This is a genomic window from Maricurvus nonylphenolicus, from assembly GCF_042854845.1.
GTDB classification, from domain to species: Bacteria; Pseudomonadota; Gammaproteobacteria; order Pseudomonadales; family Cellvibrionaceae; genus Maricurvus; species Maricurvus nonylphenolicus.
On the sequence record NZ_AP031498.1, the window covers coordinates 3,168,221 to 3,191,191 of the forward strand.

General features: G+C 47.5%; 14 protein-coding genes. 3 read left to right on the forward strand and 11 right to left on the reverse strand.

The features are described from left to right. Window positions 1–170: 170 nt before the first annotated feature. The 3 genes from ACGHZ6_RS13890 to ACGHZ6_RS13900 form a co-directional block, all read right to left on the reverse strand. The gene (locus ACGHZ6_RS13890; RefSeq protein ID WP_390614571.1) at window positions 171–2,090 is read right to left on the reverse strand and encodes a class I SAM-dependent methyltransferase; all 1,920 of its coding nucleotides are present in this window, start codon (window positions 2,088–2,090) and stop codon (window positions 171–173) included. 193 nt (window positions 2,091–2,283) lie between these two features. Further along, entirely contained in the window at window positions 2,284–2,685 is a 402-nt protein-coding gene (locus ACGHZ6_RS13895) for a flagellar protein FlaG (protein ID WP_390614572.1), read from the reverse strand. Window positions 2,686–2,756: 71 nt separating this feature from the next. Further along, complete coding sequence (locus ACGHZ6_RS13900; RefSeq protein WP_390614573.1) at window positions 2,757–6,800, reverse strand: flagellin; 4,044 nt, start codon at window positions 6,798–6,800, stop codon at window positions 2,757–2,759. A gap of 339 nt (window positions 6,801–7,139) precedes the next feature. Here ACGHZ6_RS13900 and fliS point away from each other — a divergent pair, with 339 nt between their 5' ends. The 3 genes from fliS (at window position 7,140) to ACGHZ6_RS13915 (ending at window position 10,186) form a co-directional block, all read left to right on the forward strand. Continuing rightward, entirely contained in the window at window positions 7,140–7,580 is a 441-nt protein-coding gene (gene fliS, locus ACGHZ6_RS13905; protein ID WP_390614574.1) for a flagellar export chaperone FliS, read from the forward strand. Window positions 7,581–7,628: 48 nt separating this feature from the next. Then, a complete protein-coding gene (locus ACGHZ6_RS13910) occupies window positions 7,629–7,937 on the forward strand; it encodes a flagellar protein FliT (protein WP_390614575.1) in 309 nt (102 codons plus the stop codon). A gap of 200 nt (window positions 7,938–8,137) precedes the next feature. Beyond that, a complete protein-coding gene (locus tag ACGHZ6_RS13915) occupies window positions 8,138–10,186 on the forward strand; it encodes a methyltransferase domain-containing protein (protein ID WP_390614576.1) in 2,049 nt (682 codons plus the stop codon). Between the two features lie 197 nt (window positions 10,187–10,383). On the opposite strand, the gene flgL is transcribed toward ACGHZ6_RS13915, so the two are convergent. From flgL to ACGHZ6_RS13955, 8 genes are all read right to left on the reverse strand, one after another. Next, a complete protein-coding gene (gene flgL, locus ACGHZ6_RS13920; protein ID WP_390614577.1) occupies window positions 10,384–11,634 on the reverse strand; it encodes a flagellar hook-associated protein FlgL in 1,251 nt (416 codons plus the stop codon). Between the two features lie 25 nt (window positions 11,635–11,659). Continuing rightward, on the reverse strand, window positions 11,660–14,752 hold the full coding sequence (gene flgK, locus ACGHZ6_RS13925) for a flagellar hook-associated protein FlgK (RefSeq protein ID WP_390614578.1): 3,093 nt from the start codon (window positions 14,750–14,752) through the stop codon (window positions 11,660–11,662). Continuing rightward, window positions 14,752–15,693, reverse strand: a complete 942-nt coding sequence (gene flgJ / locus ACGHZ6_RS13930) for a flagellar assembly peptidoglycan hydrolase FlgJ (protein WP_390614579.1) — start codon at window positions 15,691–15,693, stop codon at window positions 14,752–14,754. The genes flgK and flgJ overlap by 1 nt, the downstream gene beginning before the upstream one ends. Window position 15,694: 1 nt before the next feature. After that, on the reverse strand, window positions 15,695–16,801 hold the full coding sequence (locus ACGHZ6_RS13935) for a flagellar basal body P-ring protein FlgI (protein WP_390614580.1): 1,107 nt from the start codon (window positions 16,799–16,801) through the stop codon (window positions 15,695–15,697). Window positions 16,802–16,811: 10 nt separating this feature from the next. Further along, window positions 16,812–17,519: a flagellar basal body L-ring protein FlgH gene (flgH, locus tag ACGHZ6_RS13940; protein ID WP_390614581.1), complete on the reverse strand. Its 708-nt coding sequence runs from the start codon at window positions 17,517–17,519 to the stop codon at window positions 16,812–16,814. A gap of 45 nt (window positions 17,520–17,564) precedes the next feature. Next, complete coding sequence (gene flgG, locus ACGHZ6_RS13945; protein WP_390614582.1) at window positions 17,565–18,350, reverse strand: flagellar basal-body rod protein FlgG; 786 nt, start codon at window positions 18,348–18,350, stop codon at window positions 17,565–17,567. Window positions 18,351–18,427: 77 nt separating this feature from the next. Further along, window positions 18,428–19,168, reverse strand: coding sequence for a flagellar basal body rod protein FlgF (locus ACGHZ6_RS13950; protein ID WP_390614583.1), 741 nt, complete (start codon window positions 19,166–19,168; stop codon window positions 18,428–18,430). Between the two features lie 205 nt (window positions 19,169–19,373). After that, window positions 19,374–22,955: a flagellar hook-basal body complex protein gene (locus ACGHZ6_RS13955; protein WP_390614584.1), complete on the reverse strand. Its 3,582-nt coding sequence runs from the start codon at window positions 22,953–22,955 to the stop codon at window positions 19,374–19,376. Window positions 22,956–22,971 lie beyond the last annotated feature (16 nt).

Sequence of the window (22,971 nt, forward strand, 5' to 3'; positions counted from 1 at the left end):
CTGAATTTAGTCAGATTACATAGCCTGGTTCTATCAACGGACAACGCCTGAAAGCCAGAAGCCAAATAATCCCCCCCCCCTATCAAATAGATTATCGGCAACAATTGAGCAAACTTTAATCAAAAATAGCATTTTCAGAATACGCTACACACAAAATGTTTAGTGGGATTTTATCGTGCTGGGACACGAACAAAGAACTGATACATACTTTCAAATGTTCTGGGATTGCTCTCTTCAAAGGTATGCCAAGCACCTAGATCTCTACGAGATTCGCGGCCATAACATTGGTCAAAAGCGCTATTTACACTCCCATCTGCAAAGGTGAACCCCAAGAACTCTAAATTAAAGAGCTCCAGAAGGTCCCTCACCTGTAAAAGGTCGTAACTATGCTCCTGTACATGAAATAACAGATCCCTACATGGACTCATAGCATAAATATCTCCAAACAGCTCTATCCCTTTGAACTCGTCTTTAGCAGATGAATCTAGTAAAGCCCTTCTAACAGACCTTATATTTTCTGCGGTGGGCTCCAAGTCACTCTCAGCATAGATTTTACGAACCGCAGAAACAGCTTTTCTGGCCGTAGAACTATACAATCCCAGCTTGATCAACCCTCCTGGCTTGACCACCCCTACTATAGATTCAAGTCCCTTTTCAGGAGAAGCCATATGATGCAGAACCCCCATGGATTCAACAACATCATAGGATTTTCCAAGCCTCTGTAACTCCAGTATGTCCATGTGAAGAAAATCAATACCAGTGATATTTAGTTTTTCAGCCATCATTTGCGCATAGCCAAGACTACGAAGCGTTATATCTATAGCAGTAATATTCACGTTAAAATTAGCTGCGATCTCCAATGGCTGGCGTCCAGTACCACACCCGGCAACCAACACATCAATTTGCTCATCACAGCTAACGCTATCCAGCAGTTTGTCTCCCGCATCAAGTAATGACCTAATAGCTTGATAGTAGGAGTTTTTTCTCTCAGGTACAGGCAGGGAGTTCCAGCGAGGATAAGGATTCTCTTCATATTGGAGCCTTACCTGCCTTGAAACATCATCCGAAATATCCCCTATACTTTTGACCTTAAGGGAGTACTGAAGATCTTTTTGACTATCAAACAAGGTTTCACGGGCTAGCAACTTAAGTGAGACAGGCCAGGATTCAATATTTACTTTCTTCAATACTTCATGGCACGCCAGGCTTTCTAAAGGCTTATACAGCAATAGCAACAAAAGCAGACCTTCTACATCACTAACGCGCCCTCCGCTTGACGTAACATGTTCTTGCAGTAGCGTCTCAAGCTCATCAATCAAAACCCTTTCATCTTGCTCCACATAGTGAATATATTCATTCAACCAATTTTGCTGTGCCAATCCCACAACCAAAGGCATGATCTCATCAGGCAAATTCATGGCCGCTAAGCTTTGCGTAAGAATCACTCTCCTTGCTTGGGTCAATAAATTTTCAAGTTCAGGAGAAACAACAAAGCTGTATTTAAGGTATTCACATAACACCTTGTCAGAGGCCATACCTTCGAGATCGATCCTAATGGAACTTTCCCTTAACCCGTAACGCCGAATCATGACCTCTGCCAATCGAACTAACGTTCTATTTCGTGATGCAGATGAATCTCTCATTAACTCAATCAAGTCATCATCTAAATAGGTATTATTGCTAAGGCTAGAGATATGCTGAAGCGATATATTGATGGCCTTCCGAACGGACGGGTCCTTTCTCTGCTCATGGCTCAATAATAGGGAGGCCTGATATGCTGAAGCATAATCTCCCACACCACTGTAGACCAGAGGGGCAAGACGCAGTGCATTTTTATCCTTCGGGCACTTGGACTTTAATTCTTCCAAAGCTAATGCAGCCTCAGAATATCGATAAGTATTGATCAGGCACGCTATTTTCAGACTTGCACATGAGGCATATTTATAGCCTTGCTGACACAAATGATCCAGCAATAGAAATGCCTCGGCAAACTTTCCCTGAGCAATAAGTTGATGGCACATAACCAACAATTGAGAGTCGGTTAACGCCGTATTCTCTATATCTATATTATGATTTTTACTAACTGCCATACCCATAACCACCCCGAAGACATTCTATAGCCACCTTCGCAAGCTGGCTGCAATATATATACCAGCTTATAAGCAACGACAAAGAATATCGAGATTTTGAAAAAGTCATGGCATAAAAAAAGCGCCTCCTGAACCAGAAGGCGCCCCAAAACAACTCAAATAACTGACTCGAAATCTAGAGTGGTTTTAAACTCTATGCCTGTGCACTAAACAAGCGTACAGGTTCATCTTCATTTATTTGCTGTGCTAGCTGTACTGCGACCTCATTAGGTATTTGACGAATCACCTCTTCAGTGTTTCGATCAACTACAGTCACAATTGTCTTATCAACATTCTCGTTATAACTGAAATAAAGATCACGCTGTGTTGACTGAACATAGTCATTCAGTCGCGATACTGCTTCATCCAGCTTGGCCTGCTGAGTTTCAAGGCTTTCCTGCGGGTCTACAACTTCTGCCGCTGGCGCCTCGGCTGGCGGCAAGCTATTGCCACTTGCCTTCTCAACTGAGCTGTTTACCTTACCGCTCCCGGCCTGGGTTGAAGAAGAACCACTTACAGCTGCAGAGCTACTGTTTGTTGGTCTGACTTCATTCATATTGTTGCCCTCAGACTAGGTTGTTTAGGGGCCAAACCTCGACCCCTCCCTAAAACCTTTGTCACTTACTATTACTGTAGCAGTGACAAGGCTTGCTGTGGTAAGGCGTTAGCCTGTGCCAACACCGAGATACCGGCTTGCTGCAGTACTTGAGCTCGAGACAGAGCTGCGGTTTCAGCCGCGAAGTCCGCATCTCTAATTCGACTATTTGCAGCAGTCAGGTTCTCGGAGGTAATCTCCAAGTTAGAGATAGTGGACTGGAAGCGGTTTTGAATCGCACCCAAATTCGCTCGCTCAGCACTCACCTGGTTCAAGGCGTTATCGATGGCAACGATAGCTTCGTTAGCACCTTCAAAGGTGGAGATATCAATCTCACTAATGAAGATGCCATTGTCACCCGCACCGTAAGAACCTTCTCGAAGGCCTATTGCTGCCAACTCATCGGCCCCATTATCACCAGCCGATACACTAATCTCACCTGCAGAATTCAACTGAACAGTAGAGTAAGTGGTTCCTGCAACATTAGCGTAAGTAGCTCCTGTTCCAGAAATATCAGCCTCGCCGATGCCTGCGCCATCAGCAGCCAAGCCTATAGAGCGACCGAAGTTAGAGGAATCACGCCCCGCAGCATCGTTAGCACTCAACTGATTGTCAATAGCTACCGATACGTTACGACCGTCTACCGCTGTCAGGGTGATGGATTTACCGTTATCTTCGGCAACAACACCTGTCTGCCCTGAGATGGCGTTAATAGCATTAACTGCAGAGGCTCGATCAGCATCAACATCACCAGTTAGGGTCAAAGGAGTTGCAGCAACATTGTTAATGTAGACAACACCAGTTGAACCATTGGCCGCTGTCAACGCTGCGGTGCCGTCACCACCATTCAACTCAGTAGCATTAACGGTTGCAGTTACACCCGTTTGCGCGGATGAGGCGTTAATGGCAGCAGCGGTTGCGATACCACTTGCAGCTGCAGTGCTGGTCAAAGCAGTCTCATCAGAAGCCGTGTCATCTGCGCCAGATGCACCTCGAATACTTGTGCCGTTGATAACCAGATCACCAGACTCGAGTGCGTTTACTGATACAGCCTCACTGACAACTGCACCATTTACGAAGTCACCTTCGATAGCAAGAGTACCGTTGGTCAAGTCAATTGCAGAAGTTGCGCCAGTAGAACCAGAAGTGAAGGTCAAACTCTGATTGCCACTGGAAACCGCCACACTATATGCAGGAATATTAGTACCTGCCGCAACAAATGGGCCATTGGTTGAACCACCAGTACCCGTATCAGCAGTGATAGTCAGGGTAGTGCTGGAATCGACAGTCGAGAACTCAAGGCGGCCTGAAGTACTATTGAAAGCCACATTGACCTGATTGGCCCCATATTTGGTATCCAAATCTGTTTGTATCGCAGCACGCAAAGCTTCCTGAGCTTCAGCAACAGTTGCTGTAGCTGTATCGATGTCAGTCGAAATGGTTGTAGTCAGTGCTGCACCACCATTTACTGAGGTTGTGAATACCAGGTTACCATCGTTTGCAAAATCATAACCCGCCTTTGCAATACCAGAGATATCTGCACCCTGAATGGTTTGCGATGATGAAGCAATACCGGTGTTAATGGCTGTAGCAAGCTCAGACAAACTGTTATAACTACCGGCTGCAACAGTTACAGTCTGCGCCGTACCGCCATCAACAGCCACCTGGAAGGTGTCATTTTCACCCGCAGTAACAACCAGCGGAGACTGCTGAGACTCAAACTGGGTACCGGCGCCATCTGGATCTTCTGTAACAAAGTTTCCATCAGCATCAACACTGAAATTACCCGTGATAGCAACGCCCGCAGTCGCAGCAACTGTTGTATCAGTTTGGTCAGTACCCGCCAAATCTGCCGCCGCAGCTAAAGGAGTACCAGTACCAGGAGTGGCAACCACCGAGCCACCTACCGCATCAGACGAAATCACTACCTGACCACCGACAACAGAGGCAGTAATACCAGAACCCGCCACCTGAACTGCAGCATTGGCATTAATCAAGTCAGCCAGCTCAGTAGCATTAGCAGGAGGTTGAGTACCGGTGTAGCCAGCCACATCGTCATCAAGCACCAGATCCTGCGCCGCTGCACCATCGACAGCCAAACCGATCTCATCATCGTCATCGTAATCGGCCAAGAATGCAGCAACATCCGTAATCACAACCTCATTATTTGAATGCTGGATGTAATCAGCCTGAGGGGTAGCCGTGATAGCATTGGTTGCACCTGCAGCAACAACAACTGTCTCACCGCTATTATCGGCTCCGATCAATACACGAGTACCGTCGCTGCTAATGGTGGCTGTAGCCGCCAAACCAGCTGCCTGCAATCCAACATTCACGGCATCCGCAAAGGTTTGTGCATCAGTATAAGAACCTGCCGCTACAGTCACATCAGTAGCACCACCACCATTAACGTTCACACTCAATTCGTCTGCGGTGTTCACAGTAACGGTTAATGCATTGGTACCATCAAAGATGAAATCAACCTGGTCAGAGTCAAAGGTACCAGCCGCAGTACCGGCAGTTGCCGCTGTATTAGTTGGAATATCAATATTCCCACTACCTTGACGGGCAACCACTTGAGAACTGCCACCTGCGTCAGTACTGGTGAAGGTAATGCCGCCACTACCATCCGCTGCCGCGCTTACCAGAGCATTGCCCTGCGCATCCTGGAAGTTAGCATCATTGGCAATTGCATCATTGATATACAGAGCCAGGTCAGCAGCATTGTCGTAAGTACCTGCACTACCAGTACCGCCGTTAGCGGATGGATCAAAAGCGGAATCCAAAGTCAAAGTTTGGAAAGCGCCACCGTCCACAGAAATTTCAAAGCTGTTATTTGTTGCATTAACAGCAGTACCAGCAGAGATACCCAGATCTGCTGTAGTGAAAGTACCGTTAGTTTCAGCCGTAGAAACTGACAAGTTTCTTTCAAGCGTATTTAATGTTGCTTCACGGCCTGAATATACACCTGCAGTGAGACCTGAATTACTCAAATCTCCTGTACCAGTACCATTACCGCCATCAACACTAATATCTCCACCCTCTTTTGAAATAAGGGTGTAGCCACCATAATTGGTGCCTTCGGTCAGACCAGTTGATGCAGAGGTTAAGGTACCACCCACACCACCAAACGAAACATCAATATTGCGTCCATCAGCTGCTGTAAGCGTTACACCACCAGCATCACCACCATCAGAGGCAATAACACCAGTTTGATCTGAACGGGCATTAATAGCCGAAATTACTGCGTTTCGGTCATCTGATGCACTCACACCACCGGTAGCCAGATCGATATCAACACCATTCAGCGTCAAAGTACCGCTGGTTGCAGCAGCCGTCATTTCAGAACCAGAAGCTACATTATCAATAACCTCAGCTGTCACGCCTGTTGCATCAGACTTAGCATTAATCGCAGCAACCTTGGCAATCGCAGAGAAGCTGGCATCTGCGGTAGAAGCTGTATCACTGGAAGCCTGAGATGGATCAATGGCCACACCGTTAATGATCAAGTCACCGTTGGCCAAAGCCGCACCAGTACCAATCGCACTCACACCTGACGTTTCAGCTGCACCAATAGAGTCAGCAGTCAGCTTGTTAACGGATACATCAATCACCTCACCGGCGTTGGCGCCGATCTGGAATTGAGAGGAGAAAGAACCGTCCAGCAGGTTACGGCCGTTAAAGTTGGTTTGGTCAGCAGTACGGGTAATCTCAGCGATCAGCTGCTGAGCTTCCGCGTTCAGAGCTTCCCGGTCAGAGTCACTGTTAGTACCGTTAGCGGACTGCAGTGCCAGCTCACGAATACGCTGCAGGTTGTCTGCCATGGAGCCCAGAGCACCTTCTGCCGTTTGCGACAGAGAGATACCATCACCTGCGTTTCGAATCGCTACCGACAGACCACGGGTCTGGGAGGTAAAACGGGTTGAAATTGCCAGACCTGCCGCATCGTCCTTGGCACTGTTGATCCGAAGACCGGATGACAAACGCTCAAGGGCTTGGGCCTGATCGGACTGTGACGTGTTCAAATTACGTTGAGCCGTCAGCGAGCTGATGTTCGTGTTAATAATCTGAGGCATATCAATGCTCCCTCGTTAGTTTGCATCGGGCCCTACAGGTAGCATTCACTTGCGGGGCGCCTGGTTTTTTTACTAATTCACCCTTCTTAACGGCACATCTCAGATTCCCTTTAACAATTTTTTAGCAAAAAGTGTGATTATTATTCAAATTTATATAACTGCTTGATTGGACATATAAATGAAGCACTAATCTCTTTCATTCATAAATCCCCTAAAACACCCAATAAAGTTGAAAAAACCCCTCAAGCAAACCGGATTTTCGCCGCTAGCGTATGAGCACCTGGCACGCACAGGCCAGGCTGCGCATGACTTTGAACGACCAATAAGAGAAGCCAAGCCATGTATAACCGACAAGCGATGAACCAGTACCGTCAAGTCAACGCCCAGGCTGCTGTAGACTCCTCCCCTTACAAAATTATTACCTTGCTAATGCAGGGCGCCCTGGATCGCATGACCAGCGCAAAAGGCTGCATCCAGCACAACAACATTGAGGGACGCAACCAGTTCATCAATAAGGCCGTGGATATCATCGACTGCCTGAAAGAGTCGCTTGTTCATAAGCATGACGAGGAAATGACTGCCAACCTGGAAAACCTTTACGACTATATGTCCCGCCGCTTGTTTGAAGCCAACGCAGAAAATAACGCCGTCATGATCGACGAAGTTTATGGTCTTCTGAACACTATTTTTGATGGTTGGAAAGAGTTGGAAGGAAAATTGCCTGATAGTGGCGTTAGCGAAGCCTACGGCGAACAACAGGCCGCCGGTTTAGCCAAGTAAGAACACAAAGCAACTATACTTTAGATAGCAGTCACTGGAGTACCCATAATGAGCCTGGAAACACTGCTCGACAAAATCGATCAAGCCGCCGAACATAAAGACTGGGAATCTCTGGCGGCGCTGGACGAAAGTTTGCGAGAAACTGTTGCGGAGTTCTCTCCAGATAGCAGTGCTGAGCAGTTACAGACCATGCTCAATAGCCTTGAGCGCGCCAAAAAAGTCTATACCCATGTACTGCAGTTGTGCCAACGTCGGCAAAACGAATTGCGCAAAGAAAGCCAGGCCTTGAGCCGTGGTCGCAAGGCCGCCCATAGCTACTTAAGCGGTCAGAACAGCCTGCATTACGGCAACTCCTAATCCACTTAACCGGCAAGTCAGGCGGCAATATTCAGGCAAGGTGTTGCCGCTTTAATGGCCTGACATTCCCTTCCAGTAAATTTAAACCCAAGCCAGAACCTCACCAGCACCATAACTCGCTGTTTTTTAATAGCTTTTCAATGTTGGCTTAAGTTTTGCTCATTAGCGCTTACCGATAACTGCAAACACGGTAAGGACTCATGAGTAGCCAACAAGCACTGCGCCAATCCTTTAACGAACAGAGCGCATACATTCCTCCGCATCAAGCTCTAGCTGATACGCAGGCCCTGCTGACAACGGCCATCAAGCATTACCAGACCTCCTCGGCGCCGAAACTCAGCACCGAACAGGTTGAGCAGTTGCGTAATAATGCCTGTGAAGTCGCCAATCAGGTTTTACAGATTGACCCGACCTCCATCGAGGCCCTCAACATTCTGGCCCGTGTCGCACTTGACCGAGACGATATGAAACAGGCTGTCAGCTGGGCCAATACCGCCCATGCTATCGACGATAAAGCCGCTTCCACTTGGTACACTCTGGGCCATATCCACTTGGCACAGCGGCATTTGATAAAAGCTGAGCGAGCTTTTATTCGCTGTATCGAACTGGACCCAAGTATCTTCCGAGCCCATACCTCTTACGCCTATACCAAATTGCAGCAAGGGCAAACGGTGCCGGCTTTCCAACACTATCGCAAGCTGGCCAATATCCAACCAAAAGATGCTCACGTACGTGCCAAGCTGTTTGAATGTATGCGTCAACTAAAGGCTGATTACGATAATACCGAATTGGCCACGAATATTTGCCATTACCTTCAATGGGATGATGTTAACCATAACGACCTGGCCACCATCTGCGCATCGTTACTGATCCATCGCTACCACCTTACCGATGACGATGCTGTTATTGATATTGCCCAGTTAGCACAGGATCCCCTGCTACTTCTGTCACTGGAGAAATTAATCTTCAGCGATCCAACCATCGAAAAAGTGTTTACACCGATACGGGAACACCTGTTTTTATCTGAGCTGCAGCAACCTGTAGCAGCCCATCGCCCATTAATTATGGCCCTGGCCCACCAGGGCTATAACAATGAATTTGTTTACAGCATCAGCAATGCCGAAAACCAGGCTCTTGCATCTCTCAACGACGAGCTAAGCAAGGCAACACGTAATGACCTGTTCCGGCAGCAGCACAAACTGCTGCTTTTGGCCATGTACCAGCCTTTACAGCGTGTGATCAACAAACAGGTTGTCGAAAGCATTGATCACAAACAATGGCAGCCAGACATACAGCCCTTGCTTAAAAAAGTCTTACCCAGAAAACATCAGCAGCAAGAACCCCTGGAGCAATTGGGCACAATAACCAATGCAGTTTCCTGCGCCGTAAAAGCCCAGTATGAGGATAACCCTTATCCCCGTTGGCTGGCACTGGAGTACCACACCCCAACAACCTATGCCGAAGCGCTCTCTAAAGCATTGCCTAACTTCCAGGCCCCGAAATGGATTCACGAGAACCCTTTACGCATCCTGATTGCTGGTTGTGGTACAGGCCGACATGCATTGCATGTGGCACGCTACTTCCGCAATGTAGAAGTATTGGCCGTCGATATCAGCACCAGCAGTCTCGAATACGCGCAAGCTATGGCCGAGCGCTATGATTTGCACAATATCGAGTTCTTGCAGGCTGACATTCTGGACCTCCACCTTCTCGATAGAAAATTCCATATCATCGAGTGCTCTGGCGTACTCCACCATATGGAAGATCCAGCCGCGGGTGCAGAACAATTGCGAGATCTTCTGGAGCCCGAGGGCTTGATCAAAATCGGTCTATACAGTGAAATTGCCCGCAAGGAAGTTGTTGCTTGCCGAGACCTGATTAAAAGTGAAGGTTTAAGCACCGATGAAACAGCCATCCGCAAACTGCGCCAGCAACTGCTTGATGCACCAGATCAAGCCTTTGAGCATATTCTGCGTTCACCAGACTTCTTCAGCATGAGTGGCTGCCGTGATCTGCTGTTTCACGTTCAGGAACATCGCTTCACACCAACACAGTTACAACAACTGAGTGATACACTGGGGATGAGCTTTCTGGGGTTCACTCAAATCCCCAATCCTGTAAGAAAGACCTATAATGAGCAATTCCCAGCGGATAATTCAATGACTAATCTGGCTAACTGGGAAACATTTGAGCAAGATAACCCAGAGACATTTGCGGCCATGTACCAGTTCTATCTACAAATGTCGTAAGCTGCCAAGCATTGGGTGATCAATATAAAAGGCCGCAACAGCGGTCTTTTTTTATTTCCGTATAAAATTCTGGGGAATTTACAGTAGCACTAAGGATTAAGGCAGTCGGTGAAGTTAACCGAAGAAATCAATCTCTTCTTAAGTGACCTGAGAGCAGCTTCTCCTGCTGCCCCGAATAGCATGAAAGCATTCTATATTTACAAGCTATTAAACAAAGACAGCCCCGCAATACGTGCATAACTCTCCTGCGCCGCCTGCAAAACAAAAGATTCGAAGCTTAACTGACTTACAGCCTCGGCATAATCAAGATCCTGTAAGGACGAGAGTAATTGCACCGAGATGACATCTACCTCTTCGTGCAACTTCCTGGTGGAATCCAATGTATTTAAGCGGGCACCAATTTCGGCACGGGTTTCCAGCACACTGGTTTGGGCATTATCCAAATTCTCGATGGTAGTAGCCATGAGCGCTTGATAGGCGTCCTCATCTTCGGCTGACAGCGTCAGATTCTGCATCCCTTCAATCACGCGACTAACCGTTGTCAGAATATCCTGATTATCACTTGAATTGATAATAAAGCTATCACCAACCGAAGGAGATCCTGAAATGGTAAACTCCATACCATTAAATTCGATAGGCTCACCACTTTGGTAGGCGATATTACTCTCTACCACTCTGCCATCAGACTTTTGGATAATATTATAGTTAAATCCGGGAGGCTGCCCTAACAAGGCCAAATCATCCGGATGCTGAAACTCAATAATATAATCTTCCGGAAAGATATTGTTAAACGCCTCTTGATCTGCCACAAATCCACTGGAGATAGTCGCTGCAGGGTTTGCTCGGTTAACTGGATTGGCTTGCGTTCTAAAGGTTGGCTCTGCACTCTCGACGTCAACAAAAATCGTCTTGCCGGAATCATTTGCGGGAACAAAGGTACTTGCAGCCACCTGTAACAGTCGCTGCCCTTCATCACCAGTATAACTAAAGTTGCCTATACCATTATCAACAAAAGGTTCTGTATTACCCCGAAAGCCGGCAAACAGATATTCATTGCTTGAATCACGGGTATTCATTAAATCAGCAAGTTCATCCTGGCGAACCTCAAGCTCAGCCTGAATCGCTTGTCGATCGGTAATGGTTAAGCCACCATTATTAGCCTGAATAACCAATTCTCGAACCCGAATCAATGTATTATTGATGGCTCCTAAGGTGGCTTCTTCCAGCTCTAGACGGCTTTCGAGCAAGGTAATGTTATCTTGATACTGCTCACGCAACGCATTTTCCTGATTCAACTTGAGAATCTGACTGGACGCCACCGGGTCATCAGAAGGATTTAATATCCGCGTACCCCGCGAAATTTGTTCCTGCGTGGTATTAACCTGACCACTCAAGCTAACAATTTGATTGGTGCCAGTAATAAATGTTTGCAGTGAGGAAAGCCGCATAATGATTACCTACCCTGAACCTCGCCTAGAAAGACTGTAACAACGTATTAAAAAGATCCCGTGCAACGGTGATAATACGAGAGGACGCATTATAAGCCTGCTCAAAGCGGATCAAATCTGCGGCCTCTTCATCAAGGTTTACACCTGAGATAGAATTCCGCAATTCACGGGACTGATTCAAGATTTCATTCGCTGCATCACGGTTGATATTGGATTCAGCCGTAACAGTACCGACGAATTCCACCAGATCACCGTAAGACTCCTGAAACGACGCATTGCCGTTTATTAACTTTGCTGATTCAATTTCAACAAACTTTAACGCGTTACGGTTATCTGATACCCCATCGGTATTGAAATTGACAAAAAACTCATCGCCGGCGTTTGGATTACCGGTAATATCAAAGGTATAACCAAAGAAATTTGAAACCGCGTCAGGATTCGTGGTGAATACATTTCCATTGACTGTCGCACTGGAGGCCAGTGAATACCCCTCTTCCAGAGTGACACTCACTGTACCACCAATGGTCGTCGAATTTACTGAACCAGCTACACCAGTCCCTTCCACCGTCAAAATATCAGAAGGAGCCATTACGCCCTGACCTACTGCTGCGGTCAATCCCAGAGGGTCACCGCCCACCAGGTTACTGAGTTGAATTTGAGCATTAGTACTCGTAGATACCGTTGAAAATGCCAGTGTTCCATCAGCATTTAAACTCACTTCAACTTTACCGCCGACATCATAGGCACGGTCTATCTGATTTTGCAGATAGTTAACGAGATCATCAGGGTTATTAAATACCCCCTCTACGGCTATCGTTCTTGGATTGCTAAGACCATTGGGGCCATCAAAAATATCGACATCAAAACTGTAAGGACCACCCGTGGTTAAATCTACACTGCTATTAGTGACATTTTGGGTACCCCAGAGGGTTGCCGGATCATCACCTTTGACTTCAATGAAGTCGGTACCCGTATCACCCTCGACCTGAAATCGCAGGTCTGCTCCCGTTGATGCCGTAATACGAATCATATCGCCATCACTGACAGCACTAATGCCTTGAGACTGGAGTACACCACTCACATTGATTGCTTCCGCAATCGCATCATTGGTCAATGGCCGCGGAGCTTGAGCGAGATTCTGTGACTGAGCCAAAGTATCAGCTAAATTGACACCATTTAGATATAAATTAAAATCCGTTCCCGTACTCAGACCATCATCCGTAACCCGGATTTGTACCTCAGTCGACGCCGTTGCACTAACCCCTTCTCTACTGCCTAACTGAAAAGCAATTTGTTCCGCTGAATCGCCGCGCTGAACTTGGACAAAAGGCTGAGAAGTCGCAATGCCATTCGTTGGATTCGTATAGGTAATGGATATATTTTCATCCAGATAGGTATTCTGTGCTTCTGTACCAATGGGCCCTGTTACCACCTCACTCAAGCGAGGGATACGACCCGCATTAGCACCGTCACTCATCACTACCGTTTGACCGGGTTCTGAAGGTAAAATCTGATTGCGCTCACCAGGCTTAAACTGCAAATTCTCCAACGGCGGATTTAGGCTTTTAGGATTGGTTGGATCCGTTACATCCAAAACATCGTAGGTAGTTGCCGAGGTGAACTTCACCATTAATGGCGGAGACAGCGTGCCAAGTGTTGCAAAAGCAGGCATCAACTCACCGGTAGCTGGATCAATGGTTTGCAGGGTTTCCCCCTGCGAAATAGCACCTGTACCTGTATTTGAGAGACTATTGGACGTAGTGACAGGTTGAGCAAACGCCAGAATTTCAGGTGATGTCGCTATCACATCAACATTATTTGCACCAAAACGCGTAGGCATAATGGTGAACCTGTCACCATCTGCGAAAGAACCTGACTCAAAAGTAACCCGAAATCCTTCTGCCTCGAAAGAGGTTGGCCTCTGTGCGGGTAAGCCACCGGCTTGAACAACAGTATTATCCGTTAGACGCACTAATTCAAAAGCATCAGGCCCACTGCCAGATAAGCGTAATTCATAATCAGAATTGGATAATTCACTCGACTCTAAAATCTCAACGGAAACTAAACGATCAGGAGGTGCCGCATTGGTTTGGCTTGGGGCTACACGATCTAATTGTGCTTGCCGCCCATTAATGGGATCAAAAATTGGTACGCCGAAATTACCGTTAAGATCCAAGCCGAGTTGCTGCTGCTCATTCATGGCGTCAACAAAGTTCAACGCTATTCGGCCCAACTCATTAAATGTTCTATCCAGTACATCTTCACGAAAATCAAGCAAGCCGCCCATGCGCCCGCCACGAATTTCATCTGTGATGACTTGAATTTGCCCATTATTTACAAACGCTATATCTTGACGATTGGCATCTGTTTGACCAGGAATAGCACGTACTTCATTAACGCTATTACCTACAACGAGAGGCTGTCCATTTCCAATAAAGACATTAACAGCCCCATCATTCTGTTCGAATGTGGTGATTGCCACCAATTCAGACAGTTCACGCAATACTTCATCACGCTCATCCAGGAGATCGTTAGGTGAATTACCACTTCCCTGCCCGACAGCATCAACGATGCGCTCATTCAGATTAGACAAGGTACTGGCCAGTGCAGTGATCTGCCCTGCTGTAGCATCAAGCTCCTGATTAACAATATTGTTAATTTCGCCGAATCGGCCGTAAAGGGAACCAAAACGCTGAGCTAATACATCAGCTTGAGCCAGAATCAACTGCCGAACTGGAATTGATGTTGGGTCGTCAGTTGCCGCTTGAAGTGAACTGAAATATTCAGCCAAACCACTGGAAAGCCCAATGGATTCATTCGCCAATAAATTATCCAACTCACCAATTTTTTGACTAAAAGCATCCAGTTCATTAAACGCAGATGTATCCAGACGAATTTGTGAAATCACAAACTCGTTTGCCAATCGATCTATAGACTGAATATTAACGCCAGTACCAATATATCCGGCACCGGAAAACAAAGCTGGATTACTGCCAACCTCTACCCGCTGACGTGTATACCCTTCTTCGTTAGCGTGGGTAATATTGTTACCGGTAGCACCAAGCTGAGCTTGACTGGTTCTCAGGCCACTGATCGCAATACCAAGTAAATCAGCCATCAGTCTTTCCTCGCCGTGACGACATCACTGCTCGCCTGCTGCACGGCTTCACTATTAAATACACGCCAGACCTTATTGGCATACTCCGGATCGGTTGCGTAACCGGCGGCCTGTAATTCTTTAAGATATGCGTAAGGGTTATTGGCATTATCTACCGCAGCGGCATAACGTTGCCGCTCACCGATAAAGGCTGTGTAGTCCTCGAAACTGGCAGCCATATCCGGATAAACTCTGAACTGCGCCTGCTCGTGGCGAGCAACACCGTGATTAAATTCAATGGTTGAAACACTAACCTGATCCTGCTGCCAATCACTGCCAGCTTTGATATTAAACAGATTGAAACTGCTCTCGCCACTTTCACGGTGGATCACATGACGTCCCCAACCGGTTTCCAGGGCTGCCTGAGCAATCAATACGCGGCTATCTACCCCTAAACTTTCAGCAGCTTTATCTGCGTAAGGCTTAACCTTGGCCACAAACTCTTCCGGGCTGATAGCCATAGGCTGTTTTACGCCTATCGTAGAAGGGCCCGCCTTTTCAGGACCTTTAAAGGGCTTATCCAACGGCATTGGCCCGTTATTGCCCAAGCCATTGGGCTCAACGGACAGATACTGCTGTTTCATTTGACGGATAAAAGCATCGGCAATACCTAACCCTTTGCCCTGGCTAAGCGACAACCCCAGCTGATGGTCAAACATATCCTGGTGAAACTTCATTTCCGAACTGTTGAAGTAGCTGTCTTCGGCAAACACATCATTGGCTTCGCGCATGGTCTTCAACATGGTTTGCAGCATTATGGACTCGAATTGCTGGGCAATCTTTTCCAGTGCGGCTTCTTTGTTTTCGCGACCTTCGCGCTTAATCGATTGCAGATCCGTTAAATCGGTATAGGAAGACTGCTGGGCTTGATGCAAGACACTATTGGAATCAAATGGAATCATCTTAGATCACCATAATCTCGGCTTTCAGCGCACCCACCTGCTTAAGCGCTTCCAAAATGGCCATTAAATCACCGGGGGCTGCCCCGACCTGATTAACCGCACGGACAATATCATCAAGGCTTGCACCCGCATCAAATTTGAACATGGGCTTGGCCTCTTGATCAGCGGCTACATCGCTGTCTGGCAATACAACTGTTTGACCTTCACTGAAGGCGCCAGGTTGATTGACTTGAACATTTTCAGAAATGGTTACGGTCAAACTGCCGTGAGTGACTGCCACAGGTTCAACACGAACATGCTGACCAACCACAATGGTGCCTGTGCGCGAGTTAATCACAACACGCGCGGCCTCTTCGCCCGGATCCACTTCGATATTTTCCAGCAGAGACAGATAATTTACCCGGTGCGCCGGGTTAACCGGGGCATCAACCATCACCGACGTGGCATCCATCGGGCGAGCAACATCTGGCCCCAAAAGTTCATTGATACTGTCAGCTACTCGCTTGGAGGTCGTAAAATCGGCACGGTGCAGGTTAAGCACAATCGGTTGCCCGGAGGCAAAATTATTGGCGACACTACGCTCAACCATAGCGCCATTGGGAATACGACCAACACTCGGAACATTGACGGTAATTTTGGAGCCGTCCAAACCCTCAGCTCCAAAGCCGCCAACGACCAGATTACCCTGAGCAATGGCATAGACGTTATCATCAAGACCTTTTAATGGTGTTAATAGCAGGGTTCCACCGCGTAAGCTCGCCGCATTGGCTATGGAAGAAACGGTAATATCAATAGTTTGACCCGGTTTGGCAAAGGCAGGAATTTCAGCATGTACAGCCACTGCCGCAACATTCTTTAACTGCAATCGCTGGCCTTCCGGTACCGTAATACCAAACTGCTTCAACATACTGAGGAATGACTGCGTGGTAAATGGCGCCTGATTGGTTTGATCACCAGTGCCATCCAAACCCACAACCAGGCCATACCCTACCAGGTGATTACTACGCACCCCGGCAACAGAAGACAAATCCTTAATACGCTCAGCAGCAGCCTGACCCATCGAGACCATAAAAAAGAAAAACAGAAAACCTTGTAGCGCTCTTTTCATTCCGATCCCCTTAGAAAGGCCACAGCGGGCTGTTAAAGAAGCGAGAGCCCCAACCCATAATGCCTGATTCAGCAACTTCACCTGTGCCACTATAGGTAATACGTGCATTGGCCAGCTTCTGTGAGGCAATGGTGTTGTCTGGTGTAACATCTTCCGGACGAATAAGGCCGCTGATGCGAATATATTCATCACCTCGGTTTAAGGTCATCCATTTTTCGCCACGAACGATCAGGTTGCCGTTTGGTAAGACGTCTGCCACGGTTACGGCAATACTGCCCTGTAAACTGTTACTTTGATCCGCATCACCTTCACCGGTAAAGTCACGATCCTGTTGGATATCAGTTAGAGTACTCAGATTTTTCCAGCTGGGTTTTGTCCCCAGAATGCTGCCGGAATTTCCAGTAGGGTCTTCCGCGAATTGCACTTCGCTTTCCTTGGAAATCTCAACTTTACTGGACTTGGTTGAAGAGGTTCGTTCATTCAACACTATTGTAATAATGTCGCCAATTCGATGGGCCTTACGATCATCAAACAGAGACAGAGAATAATCGGAGCGATATAGCGAACTCCCCGTTGGTTGAGGTGGCACACTCCCGCTGCCTAACACAGGCGCATAAGACGGATCATCGGGGCGAGCCGGGGCCTGAATAACACAGGCATTTAAGCTCACTGCCGTAGCAACAATAAGGAGTCGATTAGCAATTTGGTTTAAATTCATAACGGCTATTCCAGTCAAATAATCCCAATCAATCCGTCACACCATTTACAGATTCTGCGTAATAAACTGAAGCATTTGATCAGAGGTAGATACGACCTTGGAATTAAGCTCATAGACTCGCTGTGTGGTGATCATATTGACCATCTCTTCGACAATATCAACATTGGAGTTTTCCAATACTCCCTGCTGAATTTCACCCAGGCCATTTTCTCCTGGTGTGCCCGTTAACGGGTTACCGCTAGCAACAGACTCACGAAACAGATTTCCACCCACAGCTTCCAAACCTGACGGATTCACAAAATCAACGATTTGAATATCACCGATCGCCTGCGGGTTTGGATCACCATCAATAAAAGCATTCACCACACCATCGGTACCGATGGTGATTTTGTTAGTGTTCTGCGGTACGGTAATCGTCGGTTCCAACAGCAGACCAGCTGAGTTAACAATTTCACCATCCGCATTGAGCTGGAACTGACCATTTCTGGTGTAGCCTATTTCACCATCAGGTAGCTGTATCTGGAAAAAACCACGGCCATCGATCGCGGCATCCAAAGCCTGATCTGTGACTTGTAAGCTGCCTTCAGTAAACTCTTTTTGCGTTGCCACTACACGAGTACCAGTACCCAACTGCAATCCGGAAGGTAGCTCACTATCGCGGTTAGCCTGACCACCCGGCTGGCGATGCACCTGATACAACAGATCCTCAAAAATCGCTCTGTCACGCTTAAATCCAACGGTGGAGGCATTGGCCAAATTATTGGAAATAGTAGTCAGCTGCGTATCCTGGGCACTTAATCCGGTTTTACTGACGTAGAGTGCGGCATGCATAGTGGCATCCTCGTTAAAACTTTTCTGTTTTGCGGCAGGACATGTATTGCCGCTTTATACGTATTTACTGTGGGTTACTAAGACATTTGCAATAGACGTGCCGAAGTTTCTGAATTACGTTCAACCGTTTTCATCAACTTCAACTGCATTTCGTATTGCCGGGATTTACTTAAAATTTCGGTAAATTCGTGCACAGTGTTTACATTGCTACTTTCGGTAAACCCAGCCAGCAAGGTGACATTAAGATCAATGGCAGCCTGTCCGCCGTCTTTGACGTACACCAAACCATCTTCTCGCTTCACCAAATCTTCCGCAGCCGGGTTGACTAAACGAATCTGATCCAACACCTGCGGTTCACGACCACCACCAGCCAACACCACGCTGATAGTGCCGTCTTTACCGATATCAATTTTTTCCGCAGGAGGAATGGAAATAGGCCCCCCACTACCAAGCACGGGCTGGTTAGCACCTGTACGAAGTATGCCTGCGGTGTCGATATAGAGGTTACCGGCTCGTGTTAAACCCACCTCTCCGGTGTCTGACTCAACAGCAATGAACCCCTCCCCCTGAATCGCAACATCCAGTTCTCGACCGGTTTCCATGACAGTTCCAGGACGAAAATCTGTAGCAGGTCGCTCGGTTAAGGAGTAAGCACGGGTTGGATGGCCTTCACCGTAGTAAACCCCCATGCTGCGCGCCTGAGCAAAGTCAGCACGAAAGCCTGAGGTATTAGCATTGGCGAGGTTATTGGAATGCGCGGTTTGAGCCAGCATGTTGTGCTTGGCTCCCGTCATAGCGATGTATAGCGCTTTATCCATGGTCTACTCCGTTAACTTTTTGTCGCTTTTTAGCGGTTAACAGAGTTAGAGCAAGGGGTGTGCCAAAACTTTGAAACCCGCCTGTTACGCGGGTTTCATCGAATGTAGCAACAAAAGAGGCAAGCAAAGATCTCGACAGTTAACGGTCAGAGCGGCAACCATTAGCCGCTCAAATACCCGTTAATGCAAAACACCAAGCGCGTGATTAACGCAAGTTAATGATGGTCTGAGTAGTCTGATCTGCGGTCTCAATGGTTTTCGCATTAGCCTGGAAATTACGCTGCGCGATAATCAAATTTACCAATTGAGCAGACAAATCCACATTGGATTCTTCCAGCGCCCCGGAGTTAATCACACCGAGCGCTGCCGTTCCTGGCGCACTGATGTTCGGCACACCGGATTCAAAGTTCTCAGCCCACATTGTGTCCCCTACTGGCTGCAACCCCTGGTCGTTGGGGAAATCAGCCAGAGCAATCTGAGCCAATACCTGCGCCTCACCATTGGTAAATCGGGCAAACAGCGTACCATCGTCGTCAATATCAATACCTGACAAGCGCCCAGTGGTGAATCCGTTTTGATCAACATCGTTTACGGCAAACTCATCGCCAAACTGGGTTGAGCCGGTCAAATCAATTTCAAAGTTAGAACTTACTGGCGGCTCTGGTACCGGCAAAGTTCCGCCCTGTAGTACGTTTTGTGGCCCCAAAGCACCGCTAGGTTGCCCACTGGCATCCAGAGGCTCCCAGTTGGAGATCAGTATCTGATCGGACAAAAGTGTATTCAGACTACCATCCTGATTAAAGTTGAGGTTATAGGATGCGCGCGTTGCTTGAGTATTTTGCGGTGGCGGCAAGGTAGTATCGGGATCTCCCACATCCTGACCATCGACCAATACGTACATTATCCAACTGTTTGGCAATGTGGTTGGATCAGCAGGGTCATAGGGCTGTTTGACAAAATACTGGGTCATCACGTGTGAATTACCGAGGCTGTCAAAAATATTAACCGAGGTAGCATGGTTATACGTGGACTGATCGGTAGGATTAAACTGATTAATCTGAAAAGGCTGGAAAGTCGTTGCGGTAAATGGCCCAAACAATCCGATTGCGGGTGGCGTTGGGTTCGAGGCGGTATAACCTTCATCCAAGACAATATCAATCTGACCACCAATAAAAATGGCGTTAGGATTACCGTTTATCCCTTCGGCAACCACATTGGTACCATCAGAGCCTTGGAACAAGGTACCAACCAAACCACCCAAACCCAATACATCAGCCCCGGTAATGCCGGCTACACGCAGACTTCGTGCGCTACCACTAGCGGCAGTTTCAAATGACACCTGTCCGCCAGTAATCACAACATCTACATCACCAGCATTAAATCCATTAGCCGTCAGAGCCGTATCTACAGCCCCTTGCAAAGCTGTTTCCATTGCTGCCAAGCTACCCGGATTGTTAATACCACTGAGATCGACATTAATAAACCCAGCACCATCAACAGAAAGATCAAATGAGGGAGGCGGAACCAATAAAGTCCAGTCTTCAGTGCCTACAAGCACCGTTGTACCACTTGCAGTCTGTGCGACGGTAGACGTGGCGGTACCGTCATTGTTAGGGTCAGCTTCCAGAATCTGGGACGGTGCACTTGTCACACCCTGAATTTCTATACTGTCACCATCATCAGTACTGCTCAACATAAATTGCAAATCATCACCCACTGCCGAGGTAATCGCCAGGCTATTGCTCGTGGCATCATACACAGCGGAAATACCCGGCAAAGTCGAAGTGGTCAACGCATTTATTTCGGTTTCCAGTGCCGCTAGAGTATCAGCGGTAAGCGAAACACCATTAAGCTCGATAACAGAATTACCTGCACTGTTATTATAATTAACTATCGTCGCACTAGTGGAAGCGGTAGCAGATACCCCAGATAGAGAATTCATTTCTGATGCGGTTTGAGCGGCACTGTTTCCCTGAGCAGCGGTATAAGTCACCGAATTACCATCTGGATCCGTAATATCAATTGTCTGTGTAGGGTAGGCATTATCAACCGCCGGACGACCAGAACTGTCTGCAATCGACGCAGCACCAATTGGCAGCCCCACAACGGATGAATCGTCACCACCTCTTGCCAACTGGTTTACCAAACCGGTAAATCCAAGTACATCCGATGTACTGCTGATAGCCGTTACCTCAATGGTATTGGCTGCACCAGTGGCAACACTCTCTAAAAATATCTGATTGGCGCCATTGAGCTGTACATTTACAATGCCCGCCCCCACTGCAGCATCGACTGCTGCCTGAATCGCATTTCGAGTATCTGCCGGCGTACCAGCAACCGTAATACCACTCAAAACAACCGTTTGCGATACAGCGCCATTTACCGACAAATCAAAACTGGCTCCATCGGCACCGTTATACAAAATACCCTGCTGAGCAGACAAACCCAATACATCGTCAGTACCCACTGCCTGCATGGTAAAGAATGATGAAGAACCTGTCGCGGAAGTAGCTATAGATACTTGGTTACTACCATTTAGGCTGACAACCACATCTCCGGCACTTAAGCCAGGAATAGCCGCAGCAGTAATGGCATTGTCAATTGCCGTCTGCATTTGCACTAGAACTGCGGCCGGAGTCGCACCAGTGCCATCAACTGTTGTCGCAAAGTCAGCAGTGACAGGCCCCAAACCATTTGCAACAAACTGTATCGTGGCATTACCCAGCGCACCCCAGTTTTCACCACCTGCCAGTGCAGTAGTACCCGCAAGTGTCGTGGCTGCTGTTGGAGGATCAATGGCGTTGAAATCTTCTGTACCGGTCATAGTGACAGTACCAGCGGAAGTCTGCGCCGTGGTTGCTACATTACCTCCCGTAATACTAACCTGCGATGACTCACCCGGGATTAACGACTGAAACTCCAAATGAAAGTTACCACCACCATCATCAACCGCCGTGGCAACGACATCAATAGGGCTTTGTGCCGGGTTATTAGGCGAGAAAATCTGGCCGTTGATTACACCAGCCAAGGTTCGCAGATCATTGAAGCTGGTTATTGTGGGCGGCATTCCGTTGGCAGTATCCAGCGTCACACTGACGGTGCCATTATTTGAAGTTGCACCCGCCAAACCAACATCAAAGGTAATTGCATCTGTAGAGAAATTGTTAAGAATCGGCAATGAGAATGAAGCACTTGAAAGCGTAGAAGCGGTATCATTTGCCTGCCCCACTTGAGCAACACCGATAGCATTACCGTCGGTTACAAAAGTGGTACCGGAACGCTGCAGGACCTCTTCGGTAGAATCAACATTAACCGATGACTCCACCAGTGTTGTTTGTCTAGGTGGCTGGTTACCGGTTTGTATTTGTAGATTACCCAATACACCGCTAATATTACCGTCTGCATCGGCAGCGAAACCCTGCAAGTTCGCGCCAATATTGTTAACGATGAAACCATCCTTATCCAAGCCGAAAGTACCTGCTCGGGTAAAGGCTTGATCACCTCCGTTGTTCAACACAAAAAAGCCACTGCCGCTAATGGCCAAATCCAATGAGTTTTCGGTAAACGACACATTACCCTGTGTAAACTGCTGGGAAACATTCTGCAGCCTGACGCCACTACCAATAGTGTTTGAGCCTGAACCCAAAATCGTCGTGGCATATACATCACCAAACTCAGCCCGCGAGGATTTAAAACCCACGGTAGAGGCATTGGCAATATTATTACCGGTAATTTGTAAATCGGCATTAGCGGCATTAAGACCACTGAGTGCTGTATTAAAGGGCATAAGACTCTCCTACTAA

Excerpts from the sequence above, each read along its gene's own strand:
- ACGHZ6_RS13890 (WP_390614571.1), bottom strand. The coding sequence starts at position 2,090 with ATGGCAGTTAGTAAAAATCATAATATAGATATAGAGAATACGGCGTTA.
- ACGHZ6_RS13895 (WP_390614572.1), bottom strand. The coding sequence starts at position 2,685 with ATGAATGAAGTCAGACCAACAAACAGTAGCTCTGCAGCTGTAAGTGGT.
- ACGHZ6_RS13900 (WP_390614573.1), bottom strand. The coding sequence starts at position 6,800 with ATGCCTCAGATTATTAACACGAACATCAGCTCGCTGACGGCTCAACGT.
- fliS (WP_390614574.1), top strand. The coding sequence starts at position 7,140 with ATGTATAACCGACAAGCGATGAACCAGTACCGTCAAGTCAACGCCCAG.
- ACGHZ6_RS13910 (WP_390614575.1), top strand. The coding sequence starts at position 7,629 with ATGAGCCTGGAAACACTGCTCGACAAAATCGATCAAGCCGCCGAACAT.
- ACGHZ6_RS13915 (WP_390614576.1), top strand. The coding sequence starts at position 8,138 with ATGAGTAGCCAACAAGCACTGCGCCAATCCTTTAACGAACAGAGCGCA.
- flgL (WP_390614577.1), bottom strand. The coding sequence starts at position 11,634 with ATGCGGCTTTCCTCACTGCAAACATTTATTACTGGCACCAATCAAATT.
- flgK (WP_390614578.1), bottom strand. The coding sequence starts at position 14,752 with ATGGCTGATTTACTTGGTATTGCGATCAGTGGCCTGAGAACCAGTCAA.
- flgJ (WP_390614579.1), bottom strand. The coding sequence starts at position 15,693 with ATGATTCCATTTGATTCCAATAGTGTCTTGCATCAAGCCCAGCAGTCT.
- ACGHZ6_RS13935 (WP_390614580.1), bottom strand. The coding sequence starts at position 16,801 with ATGAAAAGAGCGCTACAAGGTTTTCTGTTTTTCTTTTTTATGGTCTCG.
- flgH (WP_390614581.1), bottom strand. The coding sequence starts at position 17,519 with ATGAATTTAAACCAAATTGCTAATCGACTCCTTATTGTTGCTACGGCA.
- flgG (WP_390614582.1), bottom strand. The coding sequence starts at position 18,350 with ATGCATGCCGCACTCTACGTCAGTAAAACCGGATTAAGTGCCCAGGAT.
- ACGHZ6_RS13950 (WP_390614583.1), bottom strand. The coding sequence starts at position 19,168 with ATGGATAAAGCGCTATACATCGCTATGACGGGAGCCAAGCACAACATG.
- ACGHZ6_RS13955 (WP_390614584.1), bottom strand. The coding sequence starts at position 22,955 with ATGCCCTTTAATACAGCACTCAGTGGTCTTAATGCCGCTAATGCCGAT.